The organism is Rahnella inusitata (genome assembly GCF_965118895.1).
Taxonomy (GTDB): domain Bacteria; phylum Pseudomonadota; class Gammaproteobacteria; order Enterobacterales; family Enterobacteriaceae; genus Rahnella; species Rahnella inusitata_A.
Window position 1 is genome coordinate 189,292 of record NZ_CBCPJJ010000001.1, and the last position, 22,577, is coordinate 211,868.

Consider the following 22,577-nt stretch of genomic DNA (forward strand, 5'->3'; position numbering starts at 1 on the left):
GCTCATGCCAAAAGCAATCTCATACATTCGATTTTCCTCAAGAATTCAGGCATCTGGAGACTCAACCAAACGCCAGAACAAGTACATAAATGAATGGCTCAAGAATAATCCAGACTATCAATTAGATGAGTCGCTCAGGTTTCAAGACCTCGGCATAAGTGGTTACTCTGGCGCTAATGCTAAATCAGGTGCATTTGGTGAATTCTTAGCCGCTGTTGAATCAGGGGTTATTGAGGCGGGTTCAGTGTTGTTAGTTGAATCATTGGACAGGGTAAGCCGTCAAGACATTGACACTGCAAGGGAGCGACTGCGAAAGATTTTGTTAGCTGGTGTTGATGTGGTCACATTGGCGGATAACTCATGGTACAAGAAGGAAAGTCTTAATGACCCTCTCAGCCTGATTAAAGCTGTGCTTATCATGCAGCGTGCTAATGAAGAATCTGCTACGAAATCAAAGCGGTTAAGGTCTGCATGGGATGCAAAACGAGAAGAAGCGGCTAAGGGTAGAATAATGTCACGGCGCTGTGTGGCGTGGCTCAGAGTGTCTGATGATATGTCTCACTTTGAGTTAATACCCGATAATGTGAAAGCGGTTCAGCGTGTCTTCCAGCTTCGCTTAGAGGGATTGCCTTTTGTACGAATCGCCAGACAGATGAATGAAGAAGGTTTCTATACTCTGAATCAACACAAACCTGTGAAAGGTGCTTGGTCTCACACTACTGTTAAAGCACTCTTGGATAACCGCTCTGTGATTGGTTTCAAAGTGCCGTCTAATTGTACAGTTACACAAGGGGTAAAGGAGATACCCAACTATTACCCCGCTGTCATTAGCGAACAACAATTCTATGCTGTGCAGCAGTTAAAACAGGGTTCAGGCCGCAGACCAACATCAGACAAACCCTTACTTACTAACCTTTTCAAAGGTGTAATGCGTTGTGCTGAATGTGGCTTTGTGACAATTGTTAACTGTGCAACTGAAAAATGGCATGGGGTCTATAGATGCTCAATGAGATATGAGGGGCGATGTCATGCCAAAAGTATCAACCGCCGATTGGCCGATAAAGCCCTTGTTCAGGGGCTTCTGTATAACACTAACCGTCTTTCCCTCAATCGTGATAACGGCTCTGCTATTGGTGCTCTTCAAAGTGAGTTAGAACAGCTTCAGAAACAGCGTGAGAGGCTCATTAAGCTGGCTATGCTGGCAGATGATACCGAATCTATGGCTGGTGAGCTACGAGGACTGAACAGTCAGATTAAGGACGCTGAAAAGGCTGTCTCAGAGGTTCACCAGCGAGAGCAATCAAGCCAGCTTGAGACAATCAGCCATCTGGATTTGACTGTGAAGAAAGACCGGATAGAGGCTCAAATCATCATTAAGCGGATAGTGAAAGAAATCCGGCTTAACACGGCTGGAAAGAAGTGTGATGTCTTCTTACACAACGGCTTGAAGCTGCTTAACTTTCCACTTGATAGGGTGGTTGATGGTGCTCAGTGGATAGAGATTTTACCGCTGATTGATGGTGATGAATTTGACTTTGAAGGGTTCACGACTAAGCCTCGTCACATAGCCTTAGAAGAGGCTCCAGAGTGGGTGAAAGAGATGGAAGAGCAACCTAATCAGCCGCAGTGAAAACTTTGCTTACATCATTGTGAATGTCTAGTAAGCTAACTTTAAAACTGTCAACAAGGTTAATCAATGAAAACTTCGCCAGTTCATGAGTTGCAGGGTTTGGCTGCTGATGTCAGTAATGACATTGTTGGGGTTTTAATAAAGGCCAAAATGATTGCAGTGAAGTTGAACTTGCCCGAATTGGCAGAATGGTTTGATTGTGAGCTTGATGGCTATCCTGATAGTGTTGCCCTCCCTGATTATCGTATAGGGCAAGGTGTAGTCAGAGGATGGAATCCCTATCACGGATGGATAAATGTCCAATATCGTGATATAAAACCAGAAATTATAACAATGATTCAAGAGTATGGTTTAAGTGACTCCATTTCAGCATTGAGAAATCTTCGTGAAGCAGATGATAATCTGCGACTTGGAATGTCAGCCGAAAAAATAAAAATGCTTTTCCCTTCAAATAGTGCTCCTTCGGAAGTTTGCTGGTTTATCAATGCTTCAAAGTTGGAATGTATAGTAACTACTGTAAGGAATAGGATATTAACATGGGCTTTGGAGTTAGAAAGAAAGGGAGTATTGGGTGAAGGTGTAGTCTTTAGTGAAAAAGAAAAAGAAATTGCACCTACAACTTTTTACAACACTAATAATTTTTATGGTTCAGTTCATAATTCAGGGGCGATAGGGGCAGGTAATCACGGTAGCATTTATCAAAATAATAAAACCACTATTAACGACTTTGAGTCTCTTAATCTGGCGCTTAAAGAATATGGTTTAGCTGATGATAATATTAGTGATTTAGCAAGGGTTATTAGTGAGTCCCCACTTCCTAAAAACAAAAATGAGGTGAGAGAATACTTTGGTGATTGGATTGGAGTTATGACAGCAAAAGCATTAAAGGGTGGTCTTGTTATAGAGGGAGCGAACGTCCCTAGCATTTTAATGAATGATTTGTATAGCTACTTCAATTTACAAAGATAACTATATTGCATCGATTGTTAAGGAGTTTAATTTGATACATTCTCCAGTTATTGAGCTTCAGGCTCTTGCGAGTGACCCAAATTCAGACATCGTTGCTGTTCTAATGAAAGCAAAGATGATTGCGATTAAGTTAGACCTTCAAGACCTTGTTGAATGGATAGAATTAGAGCTTAATGGATACCCTAATATTGCCTCTGCGCCTGACTATAGGTCTGGACAAGGTATATTGAAAGCATTCAATCCTGTTAATGGATGGATTCCCGTAGATTTGGGGACATCTGACCCTAAAATAACAAAGCAGTTCACGACGTTTGCGCTCACTGAATCAGTCTCATCAATGGCTCATTCGAAGGTCAAAGATGCAGGGACTGTCAGTCTCACTGTACCTGCTCCACTTGCTGAGATGCTTTTATCTGGTCAGCGTTCAAGATATGAAATTCGTTGGTTCTTCAGTGCTGGTAAAATTCAGCATATAATTACCACTGTGAGGAATAAAATTCTTGATTGGTCGCTTGAGTTAGAGAAAAAGGGAATACTCGGAGAAGGGCTAATATTTACTAGAGAAGAAAAAGAGGTTGCACCAATGACGGTTAACAATACGAATATTTTTCATGGTTCAGTGAATAACGCTGGAGCAATCGGAGCGGGCAACACTGGTGACATTAATCAGCAAAACTCTATATCAGTTGGTGACATTGCATCTCTTGAGCGTGAGCTAAAGAGTCACGGTCTTGATGATAATGATGTTGCTGAATTGAAACAGCTTGTTGAGCAGTCCCCGAAACCAGCCTCAAAAGAAGAAGTTGAAAAAGGTTTCGGCTCATGGATTGGTAAGATGACAGGTAAGGCTTTTACGGGGGCGTTAAAAATCGCTGGTGCGGCGGCTCCTGCTGTTCTTACTAATGCAATCTGCTGCTACTTCGGGATCCCTGTTTAACCCTTTTAAGGTCGCTATGGTTAGCCAGATTTACTTTTCGATTTCTCAAATTTCCATAGTGACCCCTTCAATAACTTGTTAATGCTGAATGATAGCCGTTTAGATGGCTAAATTAACAGTAAAAAACAGTCGCTCCGAATAGTGTCAAAACCCTTATCAACACCAGCAATTTCAATAGGTTTAGCCTGTTAACTGTTTTGGTTCCAAAAAGAGATGAGAATTAGTATTTATATAACCTGTTTGAATGGTTTAGTTTGTCTCAAAAGGAAGTGGTTTTGATACTCATGAAAAGGGTCTCGAAAGGCGTGATTAGGTTGTCTCAAAAGGTTGATTTAGTTTTTTGATACATGTATTATTTTGAGACTAGGTTTTGAGACAACTTTCAGGGAATCACCATATGTCATCTGTAATCGCTTATGTCCGTGTATCAACTTCTGACCAGACTATTGAGAACCAGAAGAAACAAATCAATGAGGCTGGCTATCAGGTTGGTAAGTGGTTCTCTGATGAGGCTGTATCAGGTGGCATTAAGGCTACAGAGCGTAAAGGGTTCAGTGACCTGCTGAACTATGTCCGTGAAGGTGACACGCTAATTGTTATCGCTATTGACCGCTTAGGCCGTAACACTATTGATGTCCTCTCAACCGTTGAGACTTTACAGGCCAAAGGTGTGAAGGTTATCAGCTTACGTGAAGGGTTCGACCTCTCTACACCAGTGGGTAAGGCTATGCTCACGATGATGGCTGGTTTAGCGTCTTTAGAGAAAGACCTCATCGCAGAGCGTAGAACTGCTGGCATCAAACGTGCTCAATCTGAAGGGGTTCACTGTGGAAGACCGATTAAAGCAACCCCTGAACAGGTTCAGGAACTTCTTTCACAGGGGATGTCACCAAAGCAGGTGCAGGATGAGCTACAGATTAGCAAGGCGACTTTCTATCGACTGAATAAATAACAATTGGATAGTGATTCACAATGCCCCTTTATTGGGGCTTTTTTATGTCTAGCGTTTATCAGGATCCCTGTAACGCATTCTAAGCAGTCTTTATATTATCCTGTGGGTTGGTGTTGCCATCATTAAATAATCGCTTAGAACGCTGTACAGGCTCAGATATGTTCATTTTTTGCCATTGGTACGGAACCTTTGAAAAGGGCGCTACTAAGCAGAGAGATTCAGACGGTTCAAAATCTTCAAACTTGCACTAGATATGCTGAAAGTTTCCGATAAAGCTGAAATAAAAATAGGTCTGGAAATTTTTTAGAAAAATAAAAATCCCGAAAATCTATCCACCAGCTTCAAGCCTCTTTCACGGATCCCGATATGGTTTACTGTCGAGGCTACAAGGTGAGGTTAGAAGGGCTTCTTTAAAGAACTCTTAAAAGATACTCAGAGACAAGAAGATGAAAAACAAAGAACAAAAAGAATCTGTTAAGAGGTTTTTAGGGTAGCATAAAAAACAATCAATTACAATTGGTTGATGTAAATAAATCATGGTGATTCAGGGCGTTAGCCCTCTTAAAATTCCTTTTCAATCAATCTGTACAACCCCCTTCTAACGCGGTTCAACGGTTCCCCCTTTGGGCGGGAGAACCTACCGCAAACACCCTATACCAGCCCTGCACACGCAGCCTCTGAAAAGTAACCTTTTCCAAGCGCCTGAATAGTATCCTTCCAGTTATATATACCGGACTTAAATATTATTGATTTATAAGGGGTTTTTCATTGGCTGAAATCTAAAAGCGCCTGTCACAAATTGTTAATAATGTTGACAGAATGTTAAATTTGGGTTAATATGGTTTATTAGATAACGAATTGAGGTATCCACTATGTAATGTCCAAAGCTAAATTATTCAATGGAGTTAAGACTCCGGCTGGAAAGCCAATAACAGGTAAAGGCTTCTTCTCAGATGACCACGATTTAATAGATACCCCCGAATACCGCGAATCTCTTAAAAACACCCTCATCGAATTAGGTTACACCAGCTTCAATAAACCATTACCCGCAAGTAATAAACCGTACCGCAGAAGAGGAACACCCCGTAAGGCTATGGAGAACGCACTTCAGCAATATTTTATTGATAAAGACTCAGTAAGTAACCTTCCTTCAAAAGTTGAGGATGTATTCACGGGTTGCGTTAATAGCTGCCCAGATAAACTATCCCCATCTTTCTGCTTTAATTTAATGAAGCGATTAAACGTTATCACAGCAGCGGCTGTAGAGGATGAAACAGGTTTTAGTAAAAGCTGGTGTAATGATATTACTCAGGCATTACAGTTAGCAATAACAATGATTGAACATTGCCATGATAAAGGCGAAATTCAGGTAATGTTTAACAGTGACTATGAAAACGATGAATTAGATTCTGACAGGGAATTAGAAGACGTCCTTGATTTACACATTCAAAAGGCAGCATAACAATGAACTATACATTAACACATATCGGTGAACCGGCTTACCAGCAATTAAAAGCTTTGGCTGAACACTTTGAAGTAAGCATTCCACAAGTCATCACTCTGATTATCAAAGGAGTCATTTGAATGAACAAGACAAAAGCAGTGCGGATTAAAAAGACAGATAATCAACTGGTGAAACTGAAAGCGGTTAATGCTGGAGCAACCATCAGAAAGACTCTGGAAAATATGATTCTAATTTCCTATGTGAAACACATTAATGTTATCTGAAAGAGGGTGTTCCGGTATGCTGAGAAGGTATCAAACTCATGACATTACTCGAAACACCACGATAAATATTTTATTTGTTATAATGCTATCCTTCCTTCTTACAGGTACATCTACAGTGCTGAGAGAAGCTTATCTTCTATTACTTCAGCACTTCTGACAATGTAGCGCGACATCTCAAGCAACTCATCATAAAACAAGATATCTATATTTTTTAAATTTCTCCTATAAAGCTCGAGGGTTTTTCTTTTAATTAGTTTTTCTCGCTCATTACCCTCAATTGAAGATAATGAACCTATAATTAAAATGCATTCTGTATCAAATGTATCTTCATGTATAAGTTCACCATCTGTAGTGTAATTTCTAGACTGAGATTCAATCTCCCAATTTGCCTTTTGCGCCAATATCTGACTAACAGCGTCGGTTAATTCACTGGATAAGAACCATGTATCAGAGCGCCCTTGTCGCTTAGTGAAAAGTTTTGTTGTTGGTGTTTTTAATTCCACAATCTTGGTGAATCTTGAGTCAGATATAAGAAAATCAGCAATTACATCATTCCCGCCGTTTAAATCAGTCCTTGATATGTGAGCTTCCCTTTGAAGAATTTTTAGGAATTTATACTTTAAGCCATAACCAAAAATCCATTCATTGGTTTCAAAAAAACGTTGCCAGTCTGCCTCCTTATAACTATCAGGCTCAGTGAGCATTTTTTCGTAGGTCTCGAGAGATTCCTTTCTCCCTAATATTGTATTGATGTCATTATTGGTTAACTTACTGCTTACAAGGTGCTGCAAGGCCATAACTAATGAATTATTATCAGCGTGTTCAAGAATGCTGATTATCTCATTATAATTATCTCTGACCTCAATGAATCTTCCAGTCTTTGAAGAAGTGCTATCACATACCATGCTATAGCTGGATAGATGGCTATAAAGATTTTGAAGATTTTGTATTGTCAGCTTACATGTGAATTTGGGTGTGCCAGTCTTAGCACAGTGTGCAAAGAAATTGGCACATAAGGAATCCACTTCTTTAGCGTTAGCATCAAGACCAGAAATGTTTAGCATAAGCTCACTTGATTCATCTGAGCCTATGAGGAAAGAGTGATTCAGGCTCATTTTTAAACCTTAGCAATTACATTCTTATAGCCGTCGTACTCAGGGTTATATTTATCATTGATTGGGAATTGGGGTTCACCTTCGAGAATTGTGATATTTGATAGAGACTCTATATCAAACATTCTGAACTCAGGGAAATCAGGCTCGCTGTCTGTTACGCCGGATGTCTGGACAATGTGCAATTTAGTGGATTCGGTGCCATCTTTTTTTCTCATTATGAAGATTGCATGAACGTTTCCAATTCTCTCGCCCGGTGTTTTTCCTGGCTTGTTGTAATGAAATGAGATTGGTTTGCGTCTTTGAACTGAATCTCTCAAAACCTGTAAACTCATAATAACAATCCTTATATGGGTGCTACATTGTTTCGGTTTGTCTGTCATTTGAACGTACTTTTTGTACGTGATTGTGATAGCAGTTTTTGACCGGATGTGTCAATTTATTTCTAACGGCATCACACGTAACTTAACGTAGACTTGTTGTTAACTGAATGTCGTTACATGGATAAATCATTACAAATCATTGCGTTAGATTTTATGTGGAGAGGGGCTTTCAACTTTTTGAGCGTAGTTCAACCGGGCTTTAGACGAAACAAAAAAGTAATGAGGGCTGTGATTAACATATCTGTTTGGGTTTTACAGAATGCTATTCCCATGAGATAATTGTTTTATCTGGTTTGCTAAATCTCAAAATCAACTGGTACAGGTCGTTCAAGAGGTATTTGAGTAAGCAATATAAAGGGACTCTTCGGAGTCCTTTTTTATTTGGATTGAGAAAGGTTCAATTTATGAATGAAGACATATTACAAGGTAACAGGAAAAACCTGTCACACTATCCATACTGAATTACGGAAGATTGGCGATTTAATTAACCCTATCCAAAAAAAAAGAGTATCAAGTTAAAAGAATGATAACTAAAGCAAGACGTTTATTGTTGATTGCGTCAATCTGTGGAAGAATTAAGAATAATCGTTGACAATCGGTGATTCCGTGTAACAATGGTTATATGAGTTAGAGATATTCACTATCCATCAAATCGCCGATTATTTCTGACTCAAACAATTTCCTTCTTGTCTGTCTTTTTAAGCATCCATTTCAAGTTCCCTTGAGAAGACAGACAAACCCTAATTAGAAAACATTGAACCTCGTCCCGTAACATTGAGTTGGCTGGATGGGGTTTTGTGCTTTCTGAAATCTAAGCAAAGCAGACTAAGAGTAAATTAATAATGACTATTTTAAATCAAGCTGTAAAAATTGAATCACCAGTTGCAAGCATTAGTCACCTGTTACCGTTCGAACAGAAACAGCATATCGAAAAATTGTACTTCCCACGGATTCAACAGGCAACTGACCGAATGAATAAGGCTGAAGCTGAATATCAGGATGCAGTAGAATCGCGCCAGCAATTGATTAACCGGAAAGCTGCTGAATATCTGGCTAATCCTTCAGAACGTCACGGATTCATTGTGAAGCAGGTTTACCCAACTAACCAACAGCAGGTTATTCAATCAATGGCTGATGCTGGCTACATGGTTCACCGTGTAGGAATGGGTTTAATTTATTTCATCTCAACTAAAAAGAATGCTCTGAAAGATGCAACGGATAAGGCAACCGCTGAAGCTGAATCAACCGTCGATAAGCTGATTGAGAGATTGAAAGTGAAAATAGGTGAAACTGTCCACCAGCGAAAAAAAATTGTGATTGAAGCCCGTAAAGCTCTGGACTCTGTAAAAGACTTTACCGATTACCTGAACGTGATTGTAACTGACTCTGAAGAGGTAAACGAATAATGATTACTCCAATGAAAGGGCTGTCCAGACGTGGCAGCTATAATCATCTGACTGACTCAATGCAATTCAAGTATTTTGACGGGCAAATAGAAATCAGTGAAGCAACTTATAAATCACTCTCTTCAGGCAGTGAGCCTAAACCAACTGTGAAACCATCGAAAGCAATCACCACTTACAAGGTTAAGCCAAAGCCAACAATTGAACAGCAAAGAGATACAGCCCTGAAAGAGGCAATCAGGAAAATGACAGGAGGGCGGTAAATGAATCAACTCTTCAATTCTTATGGTCAGCAAGTACGAGCAAACATAGCTCTGAACCTTCACCCTTTTTATTTGGGGAAACTGGAAAGGCTGGCAAACCGAATCGGTGACGGGATTAAGTCAGAAGAACAGCGTCTAATACTGGCAATTGGTGAGATGCTACGAAACGTGGAGACTGAACAATGAACCTTTACGCATTCAACCCACGGAAACAAAATGATAAGCAAGAGGCGCTTACCCCCGTAGCCTTTAATTTGGTCTTATCGCTACCTGAACAGCTACTGAAAAGGCTGGATAAGGTCGGCTATGAACTGGTTAAGCGATACGGTATTGCAGGGGGTAGTGATAAGCAGCGACATCTCATCGCTATTGTTCATCTGCTTGAAAAGCAAACATTGCGATAAAGGCTTGTATCTTAAAGAATCAGGCACTTTGTACCGTCAGGGTTTAGAAGCAAGACATCACCCCTCACCTCCATAGACGAAATGCAAATTTCACTGAAATCAAAATCTCCCAGCTTTCTCAGATGGTTTTGGACTTTAACTCTTGCCCCCTGTGGGGTATCCGCATGAACCAGAAAATTATAGATAACGCTGCTTTTTGACGTCAACTGAACCCGCGAATCATAAGAGGACATAAGTAATCTCCTGAATGTTACTTGCTTTATCACGATTCACTGTACATAAAACCAGCATAGGAATCAATTGGAACTGTCTGGTAAAGCTCTAAGCCATATCCTTGAAGTCGCTTAACATCTATACAAATCGAAGTTAGTGATTAGAGAGTTGTAATTAGCACCAGATGCCCGGTTTGTGCGGCTTTGACGGCGATTTCTGCCGTTTCCTTATCACGTATCTCGCCGACCATAATCACATCCGGATCCTGGCGCAGCAATGCGCGCAGCACACTGGCAAAGCTGAGATCAGTTTTGCTGTTGATCTGCGTCTGGTTGATGCCGCTGACTGGAATTTCGATCGGATCCTCCACGCTGCAAATATTGCGGGAGATGGCATTCAGATGCCGTAATCCACTGTAAAGCGTAACGGTTTTACCGCTACCGGTCGGGCCGGTGACCAGAATCAGCCCCTGCGGGTGTTTCAGTGCGGCTTTGAAATACTCGAGATCGCGCAGTGTCAGCCCCAGTTGCGACATCGCCAGATCCTGCTGGGTCATATGCAGGATCCGCAGCACGATTTTTTCACCATGCAATGTTGGCAGGGAGGAGACGCGCATTGAGTAGCGCTGGTTTTGTAGCATCACTGACAGCTGTCCGTCCTGTGGTAAGCGGCGTTCTGCAACGTTCAACTGCCCCATGATTTTCAGCCGCGCACAAACACCCGCAGCCAATGAAAACTCAGGGCCGGGAATTTCCTGTAACACGCCGTCAATTCGAACGCGGACACGGAAGCTGTGCTCGTAAGGCTCGAAGTGAACATCCGAAGCCCGACGGGTAATGGCCTGTCTGAGGATCTGGTTGAGAACATTAATTACCGGCGCATCACTCTGGTCGTTAAGCTCATTTTCCTCAGAACTGCCTGAAGCCGGACGTGACTCACTTTTTGCAGGTTCTTCTTGAGGATCAGCGCTGCTTTTTTCCATTACCTGTTCGAGTCTTGCTTGTGGCCAGCGTTCAAGCTGAACTTTCAGCCCGCTGGCAAAGCGTAGGATGTTACTGAGCGTATCGGTATCGGGTTCAGCCTCATGGCAGGCCACGCGCAGCGTCTGATCGTCGCGATGTAAAATCACTGCTTTGTAGCGCTGGCAAAGTGCCTCCAGTGAAGCTTCGCTTTGCTGCTTTTCGTTCTCTACCAGTGAAACCGGTTTTAGTGGCATGTCACTCATTTCGGCGCTCCTGAGGTGTCAAAACGGAAGACGCTTTCGCAAGCTTCAACCATCGAAGTGTTAGCTGAATTGGTGCAGGTGCGGCTCCAGAGAATGCCACCAGCCTGATTGTCGAGGGTAGGGGTCATCACAACGCTCAGACCAGAGAGTGCCTGCTGACCGGTAAGCGTGATGATCCCCGCGTTGACCTGCGTCTTGCTGACGTAACGACTGGTGGCGGATGCTGGGATCCCCTGACTGCCGGCATTGCAGGCGGTCAGGGCACCGGCATCAATTACGCAAAGCTCGACGCCGGTTTTGTAGGGCACCATGGTTTGCAGCATGTCGGTCAGAGCCGCTTTCTGAATATAACTTTGGTAGGCAGGAATGCCGATGGCGCTGAGGATCGCAATAATCGCGATCACCACCATCAGTTCTATGAGGGTAAATCCTTGTTGCCGTTGCATGGCGTTCTCCGTTTCGTGTAACTGCATGGATGTTGCTCAGCCAGCAAACTAAACGGAGAAAAAACCGGATTCCAGCACCATTGTCGGATTCTCCACGACGTCTTCCGGGATAAATATGCAAGCCAACACAGCAGGCAAAAAATTTGCGCGATGTCTCGCAATTATGCTCAGGAGGTCAAAAAGAGAGTTGGCAAGGTTTGATGAGAATGAGAGGGTAATGCGGCAAGTTCGAAAGCGTCCGAGGAAGTCGTATTGCCCCCGGAAAGGATTTCAGAGGGCAATAGCGGAACGGCTAATTAATTGAAACGCATGGAGAGATCCATTGCACGGACATGCTTAGTCAGCGCACCGACAGAAATATAATCCACGCCGGTTTCAGCGAATTCACGCAGTGTTTTTTCAGTGACATTGCCAGAGACTTCCAGCAATGCGCGGCCAGCTGTAAGGGCTACACCTTGGCGCATCATCGGCACAGTGAAGTTATCCAGCATGATGATGTCCGCACCTGCATCCAGTGCCTGCTGAAGTTCGTCGAGTGATTCAACTTCGACTTCAACCGGGACATCCGCGTGGATCCACAATGCACGTTCAACTGCCGCTTTGATCGAGCCACAGGCAATAATGTGGTTTTCTTTGATGAGGAAAGCATCAGCAAGGCCGAGACGGTGATTGCTGCCGCCACCGCACAATACGGCATATTTCAATGCTGTGCGCAGGCCGGGCAGGGTTTTTCGGGTATCCAGCAGCTGGGTTTTGGTGCCTGCGAGGCGTTTCACATAGTGATTCACTTCGGTGGCCACGCCAGACAAGGTCTGGACAAAATTCAGCGCCGTGCGTTCGCCGGTCAGCAGCATGCGCGCAGAGCCTGAAAGTTCACATAATGTCTGGTTTTCAGAAACTGAATCGCCATCTTTGACATGCCATTTAACGGTGATTTTGTCTCCCGCCAGTTGGGTGAAGACTTCATCCAGCCAGCGTTGACCACAGAAAATTCCGGCTTCACGAGTAATCACAGTTGCGCTGGCATCTTTGTCCTGCGGCAACAGTTGGGCGGTTAAGTCATTGTCGGCATTGGCTTCGCCGCCGAGGTCTTCACCCAGCGCCTGAGTCACAAGTAAGGGAATATCGCTCTCGATACGTTCGAGCAACTGTGCGCGGCGACTTTCAGGGCTGTAGCTGCGGGTAGACATACAAATACTCCGAAATGGCGGATAAGAAGGACAAAAAAACATGCTACCCTGTTGCTGCGATAAGTACCACTCAGGCACATCATTGAGGTCATTGATGCACTTAGAACATGGCTGGATTGCCGAGGCCCGGCAGGTTGTTTCTCCCCATTCCGATCTCCGTCCTGACGACGAAATCCCCTCACTGCTGGTGATCCATAACATCAGTTTGCCGCCCGGAAAATTCGGTGGCCCGTATATTGATCAGTTATTTACCGGCACGTTGAACCCGCAGGACGATCCTTATTTTGAAGGAATTCATCAGCTGCGGGTCGCCGCACACTGCCTGATCCGGCGTGACGGTGAAATCGTCCAATACGTGCCTTTCGATAAACGCGCCTGGCATGCAGGTGTTTCCAGCTGGCAGGGGCGTGAGCGCTGTAATGATTTCTCCATTGGTATTGAGATGGAAGGGACTGACTTTGAGCCTTTCACAAAAGCGCAATATCGCAGCCTGGCGGCCGTTACTGAGTTGTTAATTAAGCACTATCCGATTAGTCTTGATGCCATTACCGGACACAGTGACATCGCGCCGGGGCGCAAAACGGATCCCGGCCCTGAGTTTGACTGGGCATTTTATCGCAAGCTGCTAACACCTTCCGCAGGGCACAATGCTTCTGCTGACTCGTGAATGAACGCGGGTTCAGGTTTATGTTTTTAGCGTGTGATGTGTTGAGAGAGAGTGACAATCGATGACGTTATTTACTTTATTGCTGGTGTTGGCTTGGGAGCGCTTGTTCAAACTGGGTGAACACTGGCAGTTGGATCATCGGTTCGAGGTGATTTTCAGCCGCGGACGACAGACTTCTCTGGCGAAAACGCTGGCGATCGCCGTGGTCTGGATGGCGGTGATTTGGGTGATCCTGCGCGCGGTTCAGGGCTTGTTTTTCGGCGTACCTTCGCTGATTTTGTGGGTGATTATCTGTCTGTTCTGCATTGGCGCAGGTGTTAAGCGTAAGCATTATCGCGCCTATCTGAAATCAGCCCGTCAGGGCGATTCCGATGCCACGAAAGAGATGGCAGAAGAGCTGGCGCTGATCCACGGTTTGCCAACAGATTGCCCAGAAGAAGCCCGTCTGCGCGAGCTGCAAAATGCGCTGTTGTGGATTAACTTCCGTTATTACCTCGGGCCTCTTTTCTGGTTCGTGGTGCTTGGCCCTTACGGCCCGGTTGCGCTGGGTGGTTACGCCGCGCTGCGTGGTTATCAGACCTGGCTCGCGCGCCATACGACGCCGCTCAAACGCGCGCAGTCCGGCGTGGACAGTTTGCTGCACATTCTTGACTGGATCCCGGTGCGTCTGGCCGGTGTGGCATATGCGCTGCTCGGGCACGGCGAAAAAGCATTACCGGCATGGTTTGCCTCGCTTGGAGACATTCATTCTTCGCAATATCACGTGCTGACCCGTCTGGCGCAGTTCTCACTGGCGCGAGATCCGCATATGGATCCGGTGCAGACGCCGCGCGCTGCCGTCGGGCTGGCGCGTAAAGTCACCATGATTATTCTGGTCGTGGTGGCGCTGCTGACGATTTATGGTGCGCTGATTTAACGCCACTGTTTCGCTGCCTCAGCGTTATCTCTGAAGTAATAAAAAAAAGTCCGGCGCATTCACATGGCCGGGCTTTTTATTGCTTTCTCTTAACGGCTTTTCTGAAGCGTTATACCTGTTTTTGCAGGGTCAGCGGACGGTTATCGGCGGCGGGTTCGCCGAAGTCCGGCTGCCCGTTGTCGTCCCAGCGAATGTTTTTAATCCGGGTATGACGGTTCGGGTCATACAAAGGATCGCCTTCAATTTCGGTGTAATTTCGCGCGTGATAAACCAGTACATCGTCACCCTGTTCGTTGCGGGTAAAGCTGTTGTGGCCGGGGCCAAATTGTTTATTCTGCGCGTGCGTGGTGAATACCGGATGCGGAGATTTATGCCACGAAGACGCATCCAGCAGATTGCTGTGCGCATCAGCGGTGAGCAACCCGATACAGTAATTCTCATCGGTAGCGCTGGCGGAATAGGTGATGAAAATCTTATCGCCATGAGTTATCACCGCAGGTCCTTCGTTCACCCAAAAGCCGATAATTTCCCAGTCCAGTTCAGGTTTACTGAGCATCACCGGCGGCGATTTTAGCGTCCACGGATTGTCCATTTCGGCAATGTACAGATTGGAGTTGCCGCGGATAGCCGGGTCTTTCTGCGCCCACAGGTAATAGCTTTTTCCCTGATGCTCGAAATGCGTGGCATCAAGTGAAAAACTGTCGATCGGTGTTTGGACTTGCCCCTTTTCGATCCATTTTCCCCTTAGCGGATCGGCATCTTCACACACCAGCGCATACATGCGGTGCTGAAACAGTCCGTCCTTAATCTCCTGCGACGGCGCGGCAGCGTAGTAAATCACCCATTTTCCGTCGATGAAATGCAGCTCCGGTGCCCAGATAAGTGCGCTCATCGGGCCGCTGTCGGGTTTGTGCCAGACGATTTTTGCCGGTGCATCAGCAAGACCGGTCAGCGTTTTTGAGCGGCGGATTTCCAGCCGGTCATATTCCGGCACCGAGGCGATAAAATAATAATGCCCATCGTTGTGCAGCCAGATATGCGGATCAGCACGTTGTTCGATGAGCGGGTTTGGGTAATTACTCATGTTTTAGCTCCTTGCTGTGAAGCGGGAGGGTGCCCGCGTCAGGTGCATTTTTCGTGTCGTGGTATTCATTCAGCTCGCGGTAATTGCGGCGGCGGATTTCCAGATCTGACTGGATGGTGCGCATCATTTCCCGGTCGACTTTCAGTAAGCGTACAACGCCTGCGGTGATGAGATAGCCAATGCCGGGGATAACCGTGAATAACAATACAATCCCGTTGATGGCGTGATCACTCTGGCGCGCCGCGCCGGCGTCGTAGCCATAGCCAGAAAGCAGGAAGCCAACCATTGCCCCTGCCACGGCGAGACCGCATTTCAGGAAGAATAGATTACCGGAGAAGCTGATGCCGGTGATGCGTTTGCCGGTTTTCCATTCGCCGTAGTCATCCACGTCGGCCATTAATGACCAGTGCAGCGGAGAAGGAAGCTGATGCATGATGTTCAGGACGAAGTAGGCGACCAGAATCAGCGTCGTGGCATGCGGATCAAGGAAATAGAAGCCGCAGGAGAAAATGGTCAGGATAATGTTGGCCCAGAAGAACACTTTAAGTTTACAGAATTTATCGGTCAGCGGCTTCGCCAGCGCGCTGCCAATCATCATGCCCACCACGCCGAGGCTGATGAACATGCTGGCGAACGAGGTAGATTTCTCCATCACCCAGGTGACGTAATACATCGTTGCCGCCATACGGATAAAGCCCGGACAGACGTTACAGAAGGTCAGCAGGAGAATGCGCACCCATTGGTCGTTTTTCCAGATGTCTTTCAGGTCAGATTTCAGCGCATGTTTAGACGGCACTGCAGGCTGGATACGTTCTTTCACGAAGCTGAAACAGAACAGGAACATGAACAGCGCAATGATCGCCATCACGCCCATCGACATCTGGTAGCCCTTGGCTTTGTCCGCACCGCCAAACCAGTCGGCCATTGGCAGTAATGTAGAAGACAAGATCAGCGTCGCGATCCCCACCATAAAGAAGCGATAAGACTGGCAGGCGACACGTTCGTGCGGATCCGCTGTGATAACGCCGCCCAGCGAGCAGTAAGGGATGTTAATAGCCGTGTAGGTTAGTGACATCAGGAAGTAGGTGACAAAGGCATAGATAACCTTGCTGTTGTAGGTCCACTCCGGCGTCGTGAACATCAGCACGCTGAACAGGACGTACGGCACCGATATCCATAACAAATAGGGGCGGAACCGACCCCAGCGGGTAGTCGTACGGTCGGCAATTGCGCCCATGATCGGGTCAGTGACGGCGTCGATCACACGCACCGACAGCAGTAATACACCGACCAGCGCCGGGGCAAGGCCGAAAACGTCGGTATAAAAGTAATTAAGAAACAGCATGATGGCGCCGCCAATCATGTTGCATCCCGCGTCCCCCATGCCGTACGCCACTTTCTCTTTGAATGACAGCGCGCCTTCCTTCATGGATGTTCTCTCCGGCTATTGGTTAAAAAGAGTGATGTTACGAAACTGTTTGTTAGTCAAGAGTATTGGCGCGGCAGGGGCAGAGGAGTCAGGAGGTAAGAGTCATGAAGATGGACGTTTTAGTCATGCTGGGCAAAGTGTGACCCAGATAACAAAGCGCCCCGGCCATGAAATCGGACCGGGGCGCTTAAGAGTTTAAGCCTTTAACAACTCTGACTTAATTTCAGGCTTTAACGGACTTTCCGCTTTGCTGATTTTTGACCCAGTAACCGAGGCCCAGAATCACCAGCCAGACAGGGATAAGCCATACGGAAATGGCCATGCCCGGAGTGATCGCCATAATCACCAGAATCGCTGCCATGAACAGCAAGCAAATATAGTTACCCACCGGATACAGCAACGCCTTGAACTTGGTATCGATCCCTTCGCGGCGCATCGCCTGACGGAATTTCATGTGCGCGAGGCTTATCATCGCCCAGTTGATGACCAGTGCAGAAACCACCAGCGCCATCAGCAGACCGAAAGCTTCGCCCGGCATCAGATAGTTAATCAGTACACAGAGCGCCGTAGTGGCCGCAGAGACCATAATAGAGGCGACCGGCACACCACGTTTGTCGACATTCAGCAGTGCTTTTGGTGCATTACCTTGCTGAGCCAGACCAAACAGCATACGGCTGTTGCAGTACACGCAGCTGTTATAGACCGACAGTGCAGCAGTCAGGATCACCACGTTGAGGGCGTTTGCCACCAGCGCATCACCCAGATCATGGAAGATCAGAACGAACGGGCTGGTGTCCGGCCCTACGCGGGTCCACGGCATCAGGGAAAGCAAGACAGCCAGTGAGCCCACATAGAAAATCAGGATACGGTAAATAACCTGATTGGTGGCTTTAGGAATGCTTATCTCCGGGTTATCGGCTTCTGCGGCGGTGATACCCACCAGCTCCAGCCCCCCAAATGAGAACATGATGATAGCCATCATCATTACCAGCCCGGTCATGCCATGGGGCAGGAAGCCACCTTGCTCCCAGAGGTTACGTACTGTCGCCTGCGGACCTGCAGTGTCGCTGAACAGCAACCAGCCCCCGAAGAGGATCATGGCCACTACCGCGACGACCTTGATGATTGCAAACCAGAACTCCATCTCACCAAAGACTTTAACATTGGTCAGGTTGATGGCGTTGATCAGCACGAAGAACACAGCCGCAGAAGCCCAGGTTGGGATCTCCGGATACCAGAATTGAATATATTTACCGACGGCGGTCAGCTCTGCCATTGCCACCAGCACGTACAGCACCCAGTAGTTCCAGCCAGAAGCAAAACCGGCAAAGCCACCCCAGTATTTATAGGCGAAATGGCTGAAAGAACCGGCGACCGGCTCTGCAACGACCATTTCCCCGAGCTGGCGCATAATCAAGAATGCGATAAACCCGGCAATAGCGTAGCCAAGAATAATCCCCGGCCCCGCAGACTGAATAACGGAGGCGCTGCCCAGAAACAGGCCTGTTCCGACTGCCCCACCTAACGCGATTAACTGAATGTGGCGGTTTTTCAGACCGCGCTTCAGCTCATCGCCATGTTGTTTATCAACCATTTACCTGTCCTCTGTCATTGGGGCAAAACCCATAGCATTCTGCGTGTTAGAAAGAATGTAAGGCGATAATTACACTTTTTGTATTTAATTATTTACGGCTGGATTGTGCCTAAAAATCAGCATCATCTACCGTTCGGGCAAGAATAGTGTTATGCGAAAAAGTTTGCACCTGATTTATGCATCATCTGCATAACAAATAACCGAATTAACGGTAAATTTGCTCAGGATCGTAAAAATGTGATCTAAAGCGTGGAAAAAAAGGAGAATGCTAAAAATTTGTTAAATTGTGCGAGGTCGACGCATTTACTGGGTAGCCATATGGACACAAGGTGAATACTTTGTTACTTTACGGCCACGTTTTTTAAATTGGTATTACCAATTGACTCCGGTAACTTACAGAGTCGCTACTCGCAGAGAACAGCACAGATATGGCTTACAGCAAAATCCGCCAGCCTAAGTTATCCGATGTGATCGAGCAGCAACTTGAGTTCCTGATCCTCGAAGGCACTTTGAGACCCGGGGAAAAGCTTCCGCCAGAACGTGAACTGGCCAAACAGTTTGATGTTTCACGACCTTCTCTCAGAGAGGCGATCCAAAGCCTGGAAGGGAAGGGACTGCTCCTGCGTCGTCAGGGTGGTGGCACTTTCGTGCAAAGTAATTTGTGGCAAAGCGTGAGTGATCCGCTGGCCGAGTTACTGGCTGACCATCCTGAATCACAATTCGATCTCCTTGAAACACGCCATGCCCTTGAAGGGATTGCTGCCTATTACGCTGCGCTCAGAGGCACAGAGGAAGATTTAGCGCGCATTCGCGATTGTCACGTGGGCATCCAGACCGCACAAGACAGCGGGGATCTGGATGCAGAAGCCGATGCGGTTATGCAGTATCAGGTCGCTGTAACAGAAGCAGCCCATAATGTGGTGTTGCTGCATCTGGTTCGCTGTATGGGACCGATGCTTGAGAAGAACGTACGACAGAACTTTGAATTGCTCTACTCACGCCGGGAAATGCTGGCAACGGTAAGCAACCACCGCGCCAGTATTTTCGAGGCGATTGTTGCACGTGAACCAGAAATGGCGCGCGCTGCATCTCACCGTCACCTGGCGTTCATTGAAGAAGTTTTGCTGGATCTCAGCAGGGAACACACCCGGCGGGATCGGTCACTACGACGGCTCCAGCAACGGAAAGATGAAAGTTAACCTTCGGGATTAATTTTTAGAGCCTTCACTTGGGGGCTCACGGCAACTACATGACGGGCCTGTCTTCGTGCGTTTTATTGAGAACGAAGAGCTTTGCGAAAGAGCGCAGGAAGACAGGCTCCAGATAAACCAACGTATTAGATACAGATAAGGAAAAGCACCATGTCAGAACGTGTAAATAATGACGTGGATCCGATCGAAACTCGCGACTGGCTACAAGCGATCGAATCGGTCATCCGTGAAGAGGGTGTTGAGCGTGCGCAGTTCCTGATTGATCAGGTTCTGAGTGAAGCACGTAAAGGCGGCGTGAGCGTCGCAGCTGGCGCGGCCAGCCGTAATTATGTCAACACCATCGCTGTTGAAGACGAACCTGAGTATCCGGGTAACCTGGAGCTGGAACGCAACATTCGTACCGCAATCCGCTGGAATGCGATCATGACCGTTCTGCGTGCGTCGAAGAAAGATCTGGATCTGGGCGGCCATATGTCATCCTTCCAGTCTTCCGCAGCGGTTTACGAAGTGTGCTTCAACCACTTCTTCCGTGCTCGCAACGAGAAAGATGGCGGCGATCTGGTGTACTTCCAGGGCCATATCTCTCCGGGCGTGTACGCGCGTGCTTTCCTTGAAGGCCGCCTGACCGAAGACCAGATGAACAATTTCCGTCAGGAAGTTCACGGTAAAGGTCTGTCATCTTATCCGCACCCTAAACTGATGCCTGAATTCTGGCAGTTCCCGACCGTATCGATGGGTCTGGGTCCAATCGGTGCTATCTATCAGGCTAAGTTCCTGAAATACCTTGATCATCGTGGTCTGAAAGACACCAAAGAGCAGCGCGTTTATGCGTTCCTGGGTGACGGTGAAATGGACGAACCAGAATCCAAAGGTGCGATCACTATCGCGACCCGCGAGAAACTGGATAACCTGTGCTTCATCATCAACTGTAACTTACAGCGTCTTGATGGCCCGGTGACCGGCAACGGCAAAATCATCAACGAACTGGAAGGCATCTTTGCAGGCGCCGGCTGGAACGTGATCAAAGTGATTTGGGGCAACCGTTGGGACGAACTGCTGCGTAAAGATACCAGCGGCAAACTGATCCAGCTGATGAACGAAACCGTGGACGGCGACTACCAGACCTTCAAGTCCCGCGACGGTAAATACGTTCGTGAACACTTCTTCGGCCGTTACCCGGAAACCGCTGCGCTGGTCAAAGACATGACCGACGACGAGATCTGGGCGCTGAACCGTGGTGGTCATGATCCGAAGAAAGTCTTCGCAGCACTGAACAAAGCACAGAACACCAAAGGTCAGCCGACCGTTATCCTTGCGCATACCATCAAAGGTTATGGCATGGGCGAAGCGGCCGAAGGAAAGAACATTGCTCACCAGGTGAAGAAAATGAACATGGATGGCGTGCGCTATATCCGTGATCGTTTCAGCGTGCCAGTGACCGATGAAAATCTGGAAAAACTGCCGTACATCACTCTGGAAAAAGACTCTGCAGAATACAAATACCTGCATGAGCGTCGTGCTGCGCTGAAAGGCTACCTGCCGACCCGTCTGCCAAACTTCACGCAGAAGCTGGAAATGCCGAAACTGGAAGACTTCTCACAACTGCTGGAAGAGCAGAAGAAAGAGATCTCTACCACCATCGCCTTTGTCCGTGCCCTGAACGTGATGCTGAAAAACGACTCCATCAAAGACCGTCTGGTTCCAATCATCGCCGATGAAGCGCGTACTTTCGGTATGGAAGGTCTGTTCCGTCAGATTGGTATTTACAGCCCGAACGGCCAGCAGTACACCCCGCAGGACCGTGAGCAGGTTGCTTACTATAAAGAAGACGAGAAAGGTCAGATCCTGCAGGAAGGCATCAACGAACTGGGCGCTGCATCTTCATGGCTTGCCGCAGCGACGTCTTACAGCACCAACGATCTGCCAATGATCCCGTTCTACATCTACTACTCCATGTTCGGTTTCCAGCGTATCGGCGACCTGTGCTGGGCAGCGGGTGACCAACAGGCACGTGGCTTCCTGGTCGGTGGTACTTCAGGTCGTACAACATTAAACGGCGAAGGTTTGCAGCACGAAGATGGTCACAGCCATATTCAGTCTCTGACTATCCCGAACTGTATTTCTTACGATCCGGCGTATGCCTACGAAGTGGCAGTCATCATGCATGACGGTCTGGTGCGTATGTACGGCGAAGCACAAGAAAACATCTATTACTACATCACTACACTGAACGAAAACTACCACATGCCAGCCATGCCAGAAGGCGCGGAAGAAGGCATCCGTAAAGGTATCTACAAGTTAGAAACCGTGGACGGTAGCAAAGGTAAAGTGCAGCTGATGAGCTCCGGTTCTATCCTGCGTCACGTTCGTGAAGCGGCTCAGATCCTGGCGAAAGACTACGGCGTCGGTTCTGACGTGTACAGCGTGACCTCATTCACCGAACTGGCCCGTGACGGTCAGGACTGTGAACGCTGGAACATGCTGCATCCGACTGAAACCCCACGCGTACCTTACGTGGCTCAGGTAATGAACGATGCACCGGTTGTTGCTTCAACCGACTACATGAAGCTGTTCGCCGAGCAGATCCGTAACTTCGTTCCTGCCAGCGATTTCCGCGTACTGGGCACTGACGGCTTCGGTCGTTCTGACAGCCGCGAAAACCTGCGTCACCACTTCGAAATTGATGCGTCTTACGTTGTGGTTGCTGCGCTGGGCGAACTGGCCAAACGTGGCGAGATCGATGTGAAAGTAGTGGCTGAGGCCATTACCAAGTTCGGCATCGATGCTGACAAAGTTAACCCGCGTCTGGCATAAGAGGTAA

21 protein-coding genes and 1 pseudogene are annotated in these 22,577 nt (G+C 47.0%); 14 read left to right on the forward strand and 8 right to left on the reverse strand.

Going from position 1 to position 22,577, the window contains the following annotated elements; translation table 11 throughout:
* Nucleotides 1–4: 4 nt before the first annotated feature.
* From ACMHLI_RS00830 to ACMHLI_RS00855, 6 genes are all read left to right on the forward strand, one after another.
* Complete coding sequence (locus ACMHLI_RS00830; protein WP_413527840.1) at nucleotides 5–1,630, forward strand: recombinase family protein; 1,626 nt, start codon at nucleotides 5–7, stop codon at nucleotides 1,628–1,630.
* A gap of 66 nt (nucleotides 1,631–1,696) precedes the next feature.
* A complete protein-coding gene (locus ACMHLI_RS00835; RefSeq protein WP_413527841.1) occupies nucleotides 1,697–2,599 on the forward strand; it encodes an abortive phage resistance protein in 903 nt (300 codons plus the stop codon).
* 31 nt (nucleotides 2,600–2,630) lie between these two features.
* Nucleotides 2,631–3,536 (forward strand): abortive phage resistance protein, encoded by a 906-nt coding sequence (locus ACMHLI_RS00840; RefSeq protein ID WP_413527842.1) that lies wholly within the window; start codon nucleotides 2,631–2,633, stop codon nucleotides 3,534–3,536.
* A gap of 397 nt (nucleotides 3,537–3,933) precedes the next feature.
* Nucleotides 3,934–4,488: a recombinase family protein gene (locus tag ACMHLI_RS00845; protein ID WP_163980270.1), complete on the forward strand. Its 555-nt coding sequence runs from the start codon at nucleotides 3,934–3,936 to the stop codon at nucleotides 4,486–4,488.
* A gap of 877 nt (nucleotides 4,489–5,365) precedes the next feature.
* Complete coding sequence (locus ACMHLI_RS00850) at nucleotides 5,366–5,950, forward strand: hypothetical protein (protein WP_163980272.1); 585 nt, start codon at nucleotides 5,366–5,368, stop codon at nucleotides 5,948–5,950.
* A gap of 122 nt (nucleotides 5,951–6,072) precedes the next feature.
* On the forward strand, nucleotides 6,073–6,216 hold the full coding sequence (locus ACMHLI_RS00855; RefSeq protein ID WP_204279962.1) for a hypothetical protein: 144 nt from the start codon (nucleotides 6,073–6,075) through the stop codon (nucleotides 6,214–6,216).
* Nucleotides 6,217–6,326: 110 nt separating this feature from the next.
* Here the strand turns inward: ACMHLI_RS00855 and ACMHLI_RS00860 are convergent, their stop codons facing one another.
* Both ACMHLI_RS00860 and ACMHLI_RS00865 read right to left on the reverse strand, forming a co-directional pair.
* Entirely contained in the window at nucleotides 6,327–7,331 is a 1,005-nt protein-coding gene (locus tag ACMHLI_RS00860) for a Shedu immune nuclease family protein (protein ID WP_413527843.1), read from the reverse strand.
* Between the two features lie 2 nt (nucleotides 7,332–7,333).
* On the reverse strand, nucleotides 7,334–7,663 hold the full coding sequence (locus ACMHLI_RS00865; protein WP_004848053.1) for a hypothetical protein: 330 nt from the start codon (nucleotides 7,661–7,663) through the stop codon (nucleotides 7,334–7,336).
* Between the two features lie 890 nt (nucleotides 7,664–8,553).
* On the opposite strand from ACMHLI_RS00865, the gene ACMHLI_RS00870 reads away from it, so the two are divergent.
* The 4 genes from ACMHLI_RS00870 to ACMHLI_RS00885 are packed head-to-tail and all read left to right on the forward strand — an operon-like array spanning nucleotide 8,554 to nucleotide 9,781.
* The gene (locus ACMHLI_RS00870; protein WP_413527844.1) at nucleotides 8,554–9,117 is read left to right on the forward strand and encodes a hypothetical protein; all 564 of its coding nucleotides are present in this window, start codon (nucleotides 8,554–8,556) and stop codon (nucleotides 9,115–9,117) included.
* Nucleotides 9,117–9,377: a hypothetical protein gene (locus ACMHLI_RS00875; RefSeq protein WP_413527845.1), complete on the forward strand. Its 261-nt coding sequence runs from the start codon at nucleotides 9,117–9,119 to the stop codon at nucleotides 9,375–9,377. Before ACMHLI_RS00870 ends, ACMHLI_RS00875 begins: the two co-directional genes overlap by 1 nt.
* Nucleotides 9,378–9,563, forward strand: coding sequence for a hypothetical protein (locus ACMHLI_RS00880; protein WP_413527846.1), 186 nt, complete (start codon nucleotides 9,378–9,380; stop codon nucleotides 9,561–9,563).
* Nucleotides 9,560–9,781, forward strand: coding sequence for a hypothetical protein (locus tag ACMHLI_RS00885; RefSeq protein WP_413527847.1), 222 nt, complete (start codon nucleotides 9,560–9,562; stop codon nucleotides 9,779–9,781). The genes ACMHLI_RS00880 and ACMHLI_RS00885 overlap by 4 nt, the downstream gene beginning before the upstream one ends.
* Before the next feature lie 382 nt (nucleotides 9,782–10,163).
* On the opposite strand, the pseudogene ACMHLI_RS00890 reads toward ACMHLI_RS00885, so the two are convergent.
* The 3 genes and pseudogenes from ACMHLI_RS00890 to nadC form a co-directional block, all read right to left on the reverse strand.
* Nucleotides 10,164–11,219, reverse strand: a pseudogene (locus ACMHLI_RS00890) (ATPase, T2SS/T4P/T4SS family); the annotation flags it as partial.
* Complete coding sequence (ppdD, locus tag ACMHLI_RS00895) at nucleotides 11,216–11,665, reverse strand: prepilin peptidase-dependent pilin (RefSeq protein WP_413527848.1); 450 nt, start codon at nucleotides 11,663–11,665, stop codon at nucleotides 11,216–11,218. The pseudogene ACMHLI_RS00890 and the gene ppdD, both read right to left, overlap by 4 nt.
* 296 nt (nucleotides 11,666–11,961) lie before the next feature.
* Nucleotides 11,962–12,855 carry a carboxylating nicotinate-nucleotide diphosphorylase gene (nadC, locus tag ACMHLI_RS00900; protein ID WP_413527849.1) on the reverse strand — a complete coding sequence of 298 codons (894 nt, stop codon included), beginning with the start codon at nucleotides 12,853–12,855 and terminating at the stop codon, nucleotides 11,962–11,964.
* 94 nt (nucleotides 12,856–12,949) lie between these two features.
* On the opposite strand from nadC, the gene ampD reads away from it, so the two are divergent.
* Together ampD and ampE are read left to right on the forward strand one after the other, a co-directional pair.
* Nucleotides 12,950–13,522 (forward strand): 1,6-anhydro-N-acetylmuramyl-L-alanine amidase AmpD, encoded by a 573-nt coding sequence (gene ampD / locus ACMHLI_RS00905; RefSeq protein ID WP_213051362.1) that lies wholly within the window; start codon nucleotides 12,950–12,952, stop codon nucleotides 13,520–13,522.
* 61 nt (nucleotides 13,523–13,583) lie between these two features.
* Nucleotides 13,584–14,438, forward strand: a complete 855-nt coding sequence (ampE, locus tag ACMHLI_RS00910; RefSeq protein WP_413527850.1) for a beta-lactamase regulator AmpE — start codon at nucleotides 13,584–13,586, stop codon at nucleotides 14,436–14,438.
* A gap of 109 nt (nucleotides 14,439–14,547) precedes the next feature.
* On the opposite strand, the gene ACMHLI_RS00915 is transcribed toward ampE, so the two are convergent.
* From ACMHLI_RS00915 to aroP, 3 genes are all read right to left on the reverse strand, one after another.
* Nucleotides 14,548–15,522 carry a family 43 glycosylhydrolase gene (locus tag ACMHLI_RS00915; RefSeq protein WP_413527851.1) on the reverse strand — a complete coding sequence of 325 codons (975 nt, stop codon included), beginning with the start codon at nucleotides 15,520–15,522 and terminating at the stop codon, nucleotides 14,548–14,550.
* Nucleotides 15,515–16,951, reverse strand: coding sequence for a glycoside-pentoside-hexuronide (GPH):cation symporter (locus ACMHLI_RS00920; RefSeq protein ID WP_413527852.1), 1,437 nt, complete (start codon nucleotides 16,949–16,951; stop codon nucleotides 15,515–15,517). The genes ACMHLI_RS00915 and ACMHLI_RS00920 overlap by 8 nt, the downstream gene beginning before the upstream one ends.
* A gap of 223 nt (nucleotides 16,952–17,174) precedes the next feature.
* Nucleotides 17,175–18,545 carry an aromatic amino acid transporter AroP gene (gene aroP, locus ACMHLI_RS00925; RefSeq protein WP_413527853.1) on the reverse strand — a complete coding sequence of 457 codons (1,371 nt, stop codon included), beginning with the start codon at nucleotides 18,543–18,545 and terminating at the stop codon, nucleotides 17,175–17,177.
* Nucleotides 18,546–18,973: 428 nt separating this feature from the next.
* Here aroP and pdhR point away from each other — a divergent pair, with 428 nt between their 5' ends.
* Nucleotides 18,974–19,744, forward strand: coding sequence for a pyruvate dehydrogenase complex transcriptional repressor PdhR (gene pdhR / locus ACMHLI_RS00930; RefSeq protein ID WP_112168690.1), 771 nt, complete (start codon nucleotides 18,974–18,976; stop codon nucleotides 19,742–19,744).
* Nucleotides 19,745–19,906: 162 nt separating this feature from the next.
* A complete protein-coding gene (gene aceE, locus ACMHLI_RS00935) occupies nucleotides 19,907–22,570 on the forward strand; it encodes a pyruvate dehydrogenase (acetyl-transferring), homodimeric type (protein WP_413527854.1) in 2,664 nt (887 codons plus the stop codon).
* Nucleotides 22,571–22,577 lie beyond the last annotated feature (7 nt).

Coding starts and splice junctions, on each gene's coding strand:
- ACMHLI_RS00830 (WP_413527840.1), top strand. CDS start 5: ATGCCAAAAGCAATCTCATACATTCGATTTTCCTCAAGAATTCAGGCA.
- ACMHLI_RS00835 (WP_413527841.1), top strand. CDS start 1,697: ATGAAAACTTCGCCAGTTCATGAGTTGCAGGGTTTGGCTGCTGATGTC.
- ACMHLI_RS00845 (WP_163980270.1), top strand. CDS start 3,934: ATGTCATCTGTAATCGCTTATGTCCGTGTATCAACTTCTGACCAGACT.
- ACMHLI_RS00850 (WP_163980272.1), top strand. CDS start 5,366: ATGTCCAAAGCTAAATTATTCAATGGAGTTAAGACTCCGGCTGGAAAG.
- ACMHLI_RS00855 (WP_204279962.1), top strand. CDS start 6,073: ATGAACAAGACAAAAGCAGTGCGGATTAAAAAGACAGATAATCAACTG.
- ACMHLI_RS00860 (WP_413527843.1), bottom strand. CDS start 7,331: ATGAGCCTGAATCACTCTTTCCTCATAGGCTCAGATGAATCAAGTGAG.
- ACMHLI_RS00865 (WP_004848053.1), bottom strand. CDS start 7,663: ATGAGTTTACAGGTTTTGAGAGATTCAGTTCAAAGACGCAAACCAATC.
- ACMHLI_RS00870 (WP_413527844.1), top strand. CDS start 8,554: ATGACTATTTTAAATCAAGCTGTAAAAATTGAATCACCAGTTGCAAGC.
- ACMHLI_RS00875 (WP_413527845.1), top strand. CDS start 9,117: ATGATTACTCCAATGAAAGGGCTGTCCAGACGTGGCAGCTATAATCAT.
- ACMHLI_RS00880 (WP_413527846.1), top strand. CDS start 9,378: ATGAATCAACTCTTCAATTCTTATGGTCAGCAAGTACGAGCAAACATA.
- ACMHLI_RS00885 (WP_413527847.1), top strand. CDS start 9,560: ATGAACCTTTACGCATTCAACCCACGGAAACAAAATGATAAGCAAGAG.
- ppdD (WP_413527848.1), bottom strand. CDS start 11,665: ATGCAACGGCAACAAGGATTTACCCTCATAGAACTGATGGTGGTGATC.
- nadC (WP_413527849.1), bottom strand. CDS start 12,855: ATGTCTACCCGCAGCTACAGCCCTGAAAGTCGCCGCGCACAGTTGCTC.
- ampD (WP_213051362.1), top strand. CDS start 12,950: ATGCACTTAGAACATGGCTGGATTGCCGAGGCCCGGCAGGTTGTTTCT.
- ampE (WP_413527850.1), top strand. CDS start 13,584: ATGACGTTATTTACTTTATTGCTGGTGTTGGCTTGGGAGCGCTTGTTC.
- ACMHLI_RS00915 (WP_413527851.1), bottom strand. CDS start 15,522: ATGAGTAATTACCCAAACCCGCTCATCGAACAACGTGCTGATCCGCAT.
- ACMHLI_RS00920 (WP_413527852.1), bottom strand. CDS start 16,951: ATGAAGGAAGGCGCGCTGTCATTCAAAGAGAAAGTGGCGTACGGCATG.
- aroP (WP_413527853.1), bottom strand. CDS start 18,545: ATGGTTGATAAACAACATGGCGATGAGCTGAAGCGCGGTCTGAAAAAC.
- pdhR (WP_112168690.1), top strand. CDS start 18,974: ATGGCTTACAGCAAAATCCGCCAGCCTAAGTTATCCGATGTGATCGAG.
- aceE (WP_413527854.1), top strand. CDS start 19,907: ATGTCAGAACGTGTAAATAATGACGTGGATCCGATCGAAACTCGCGAC.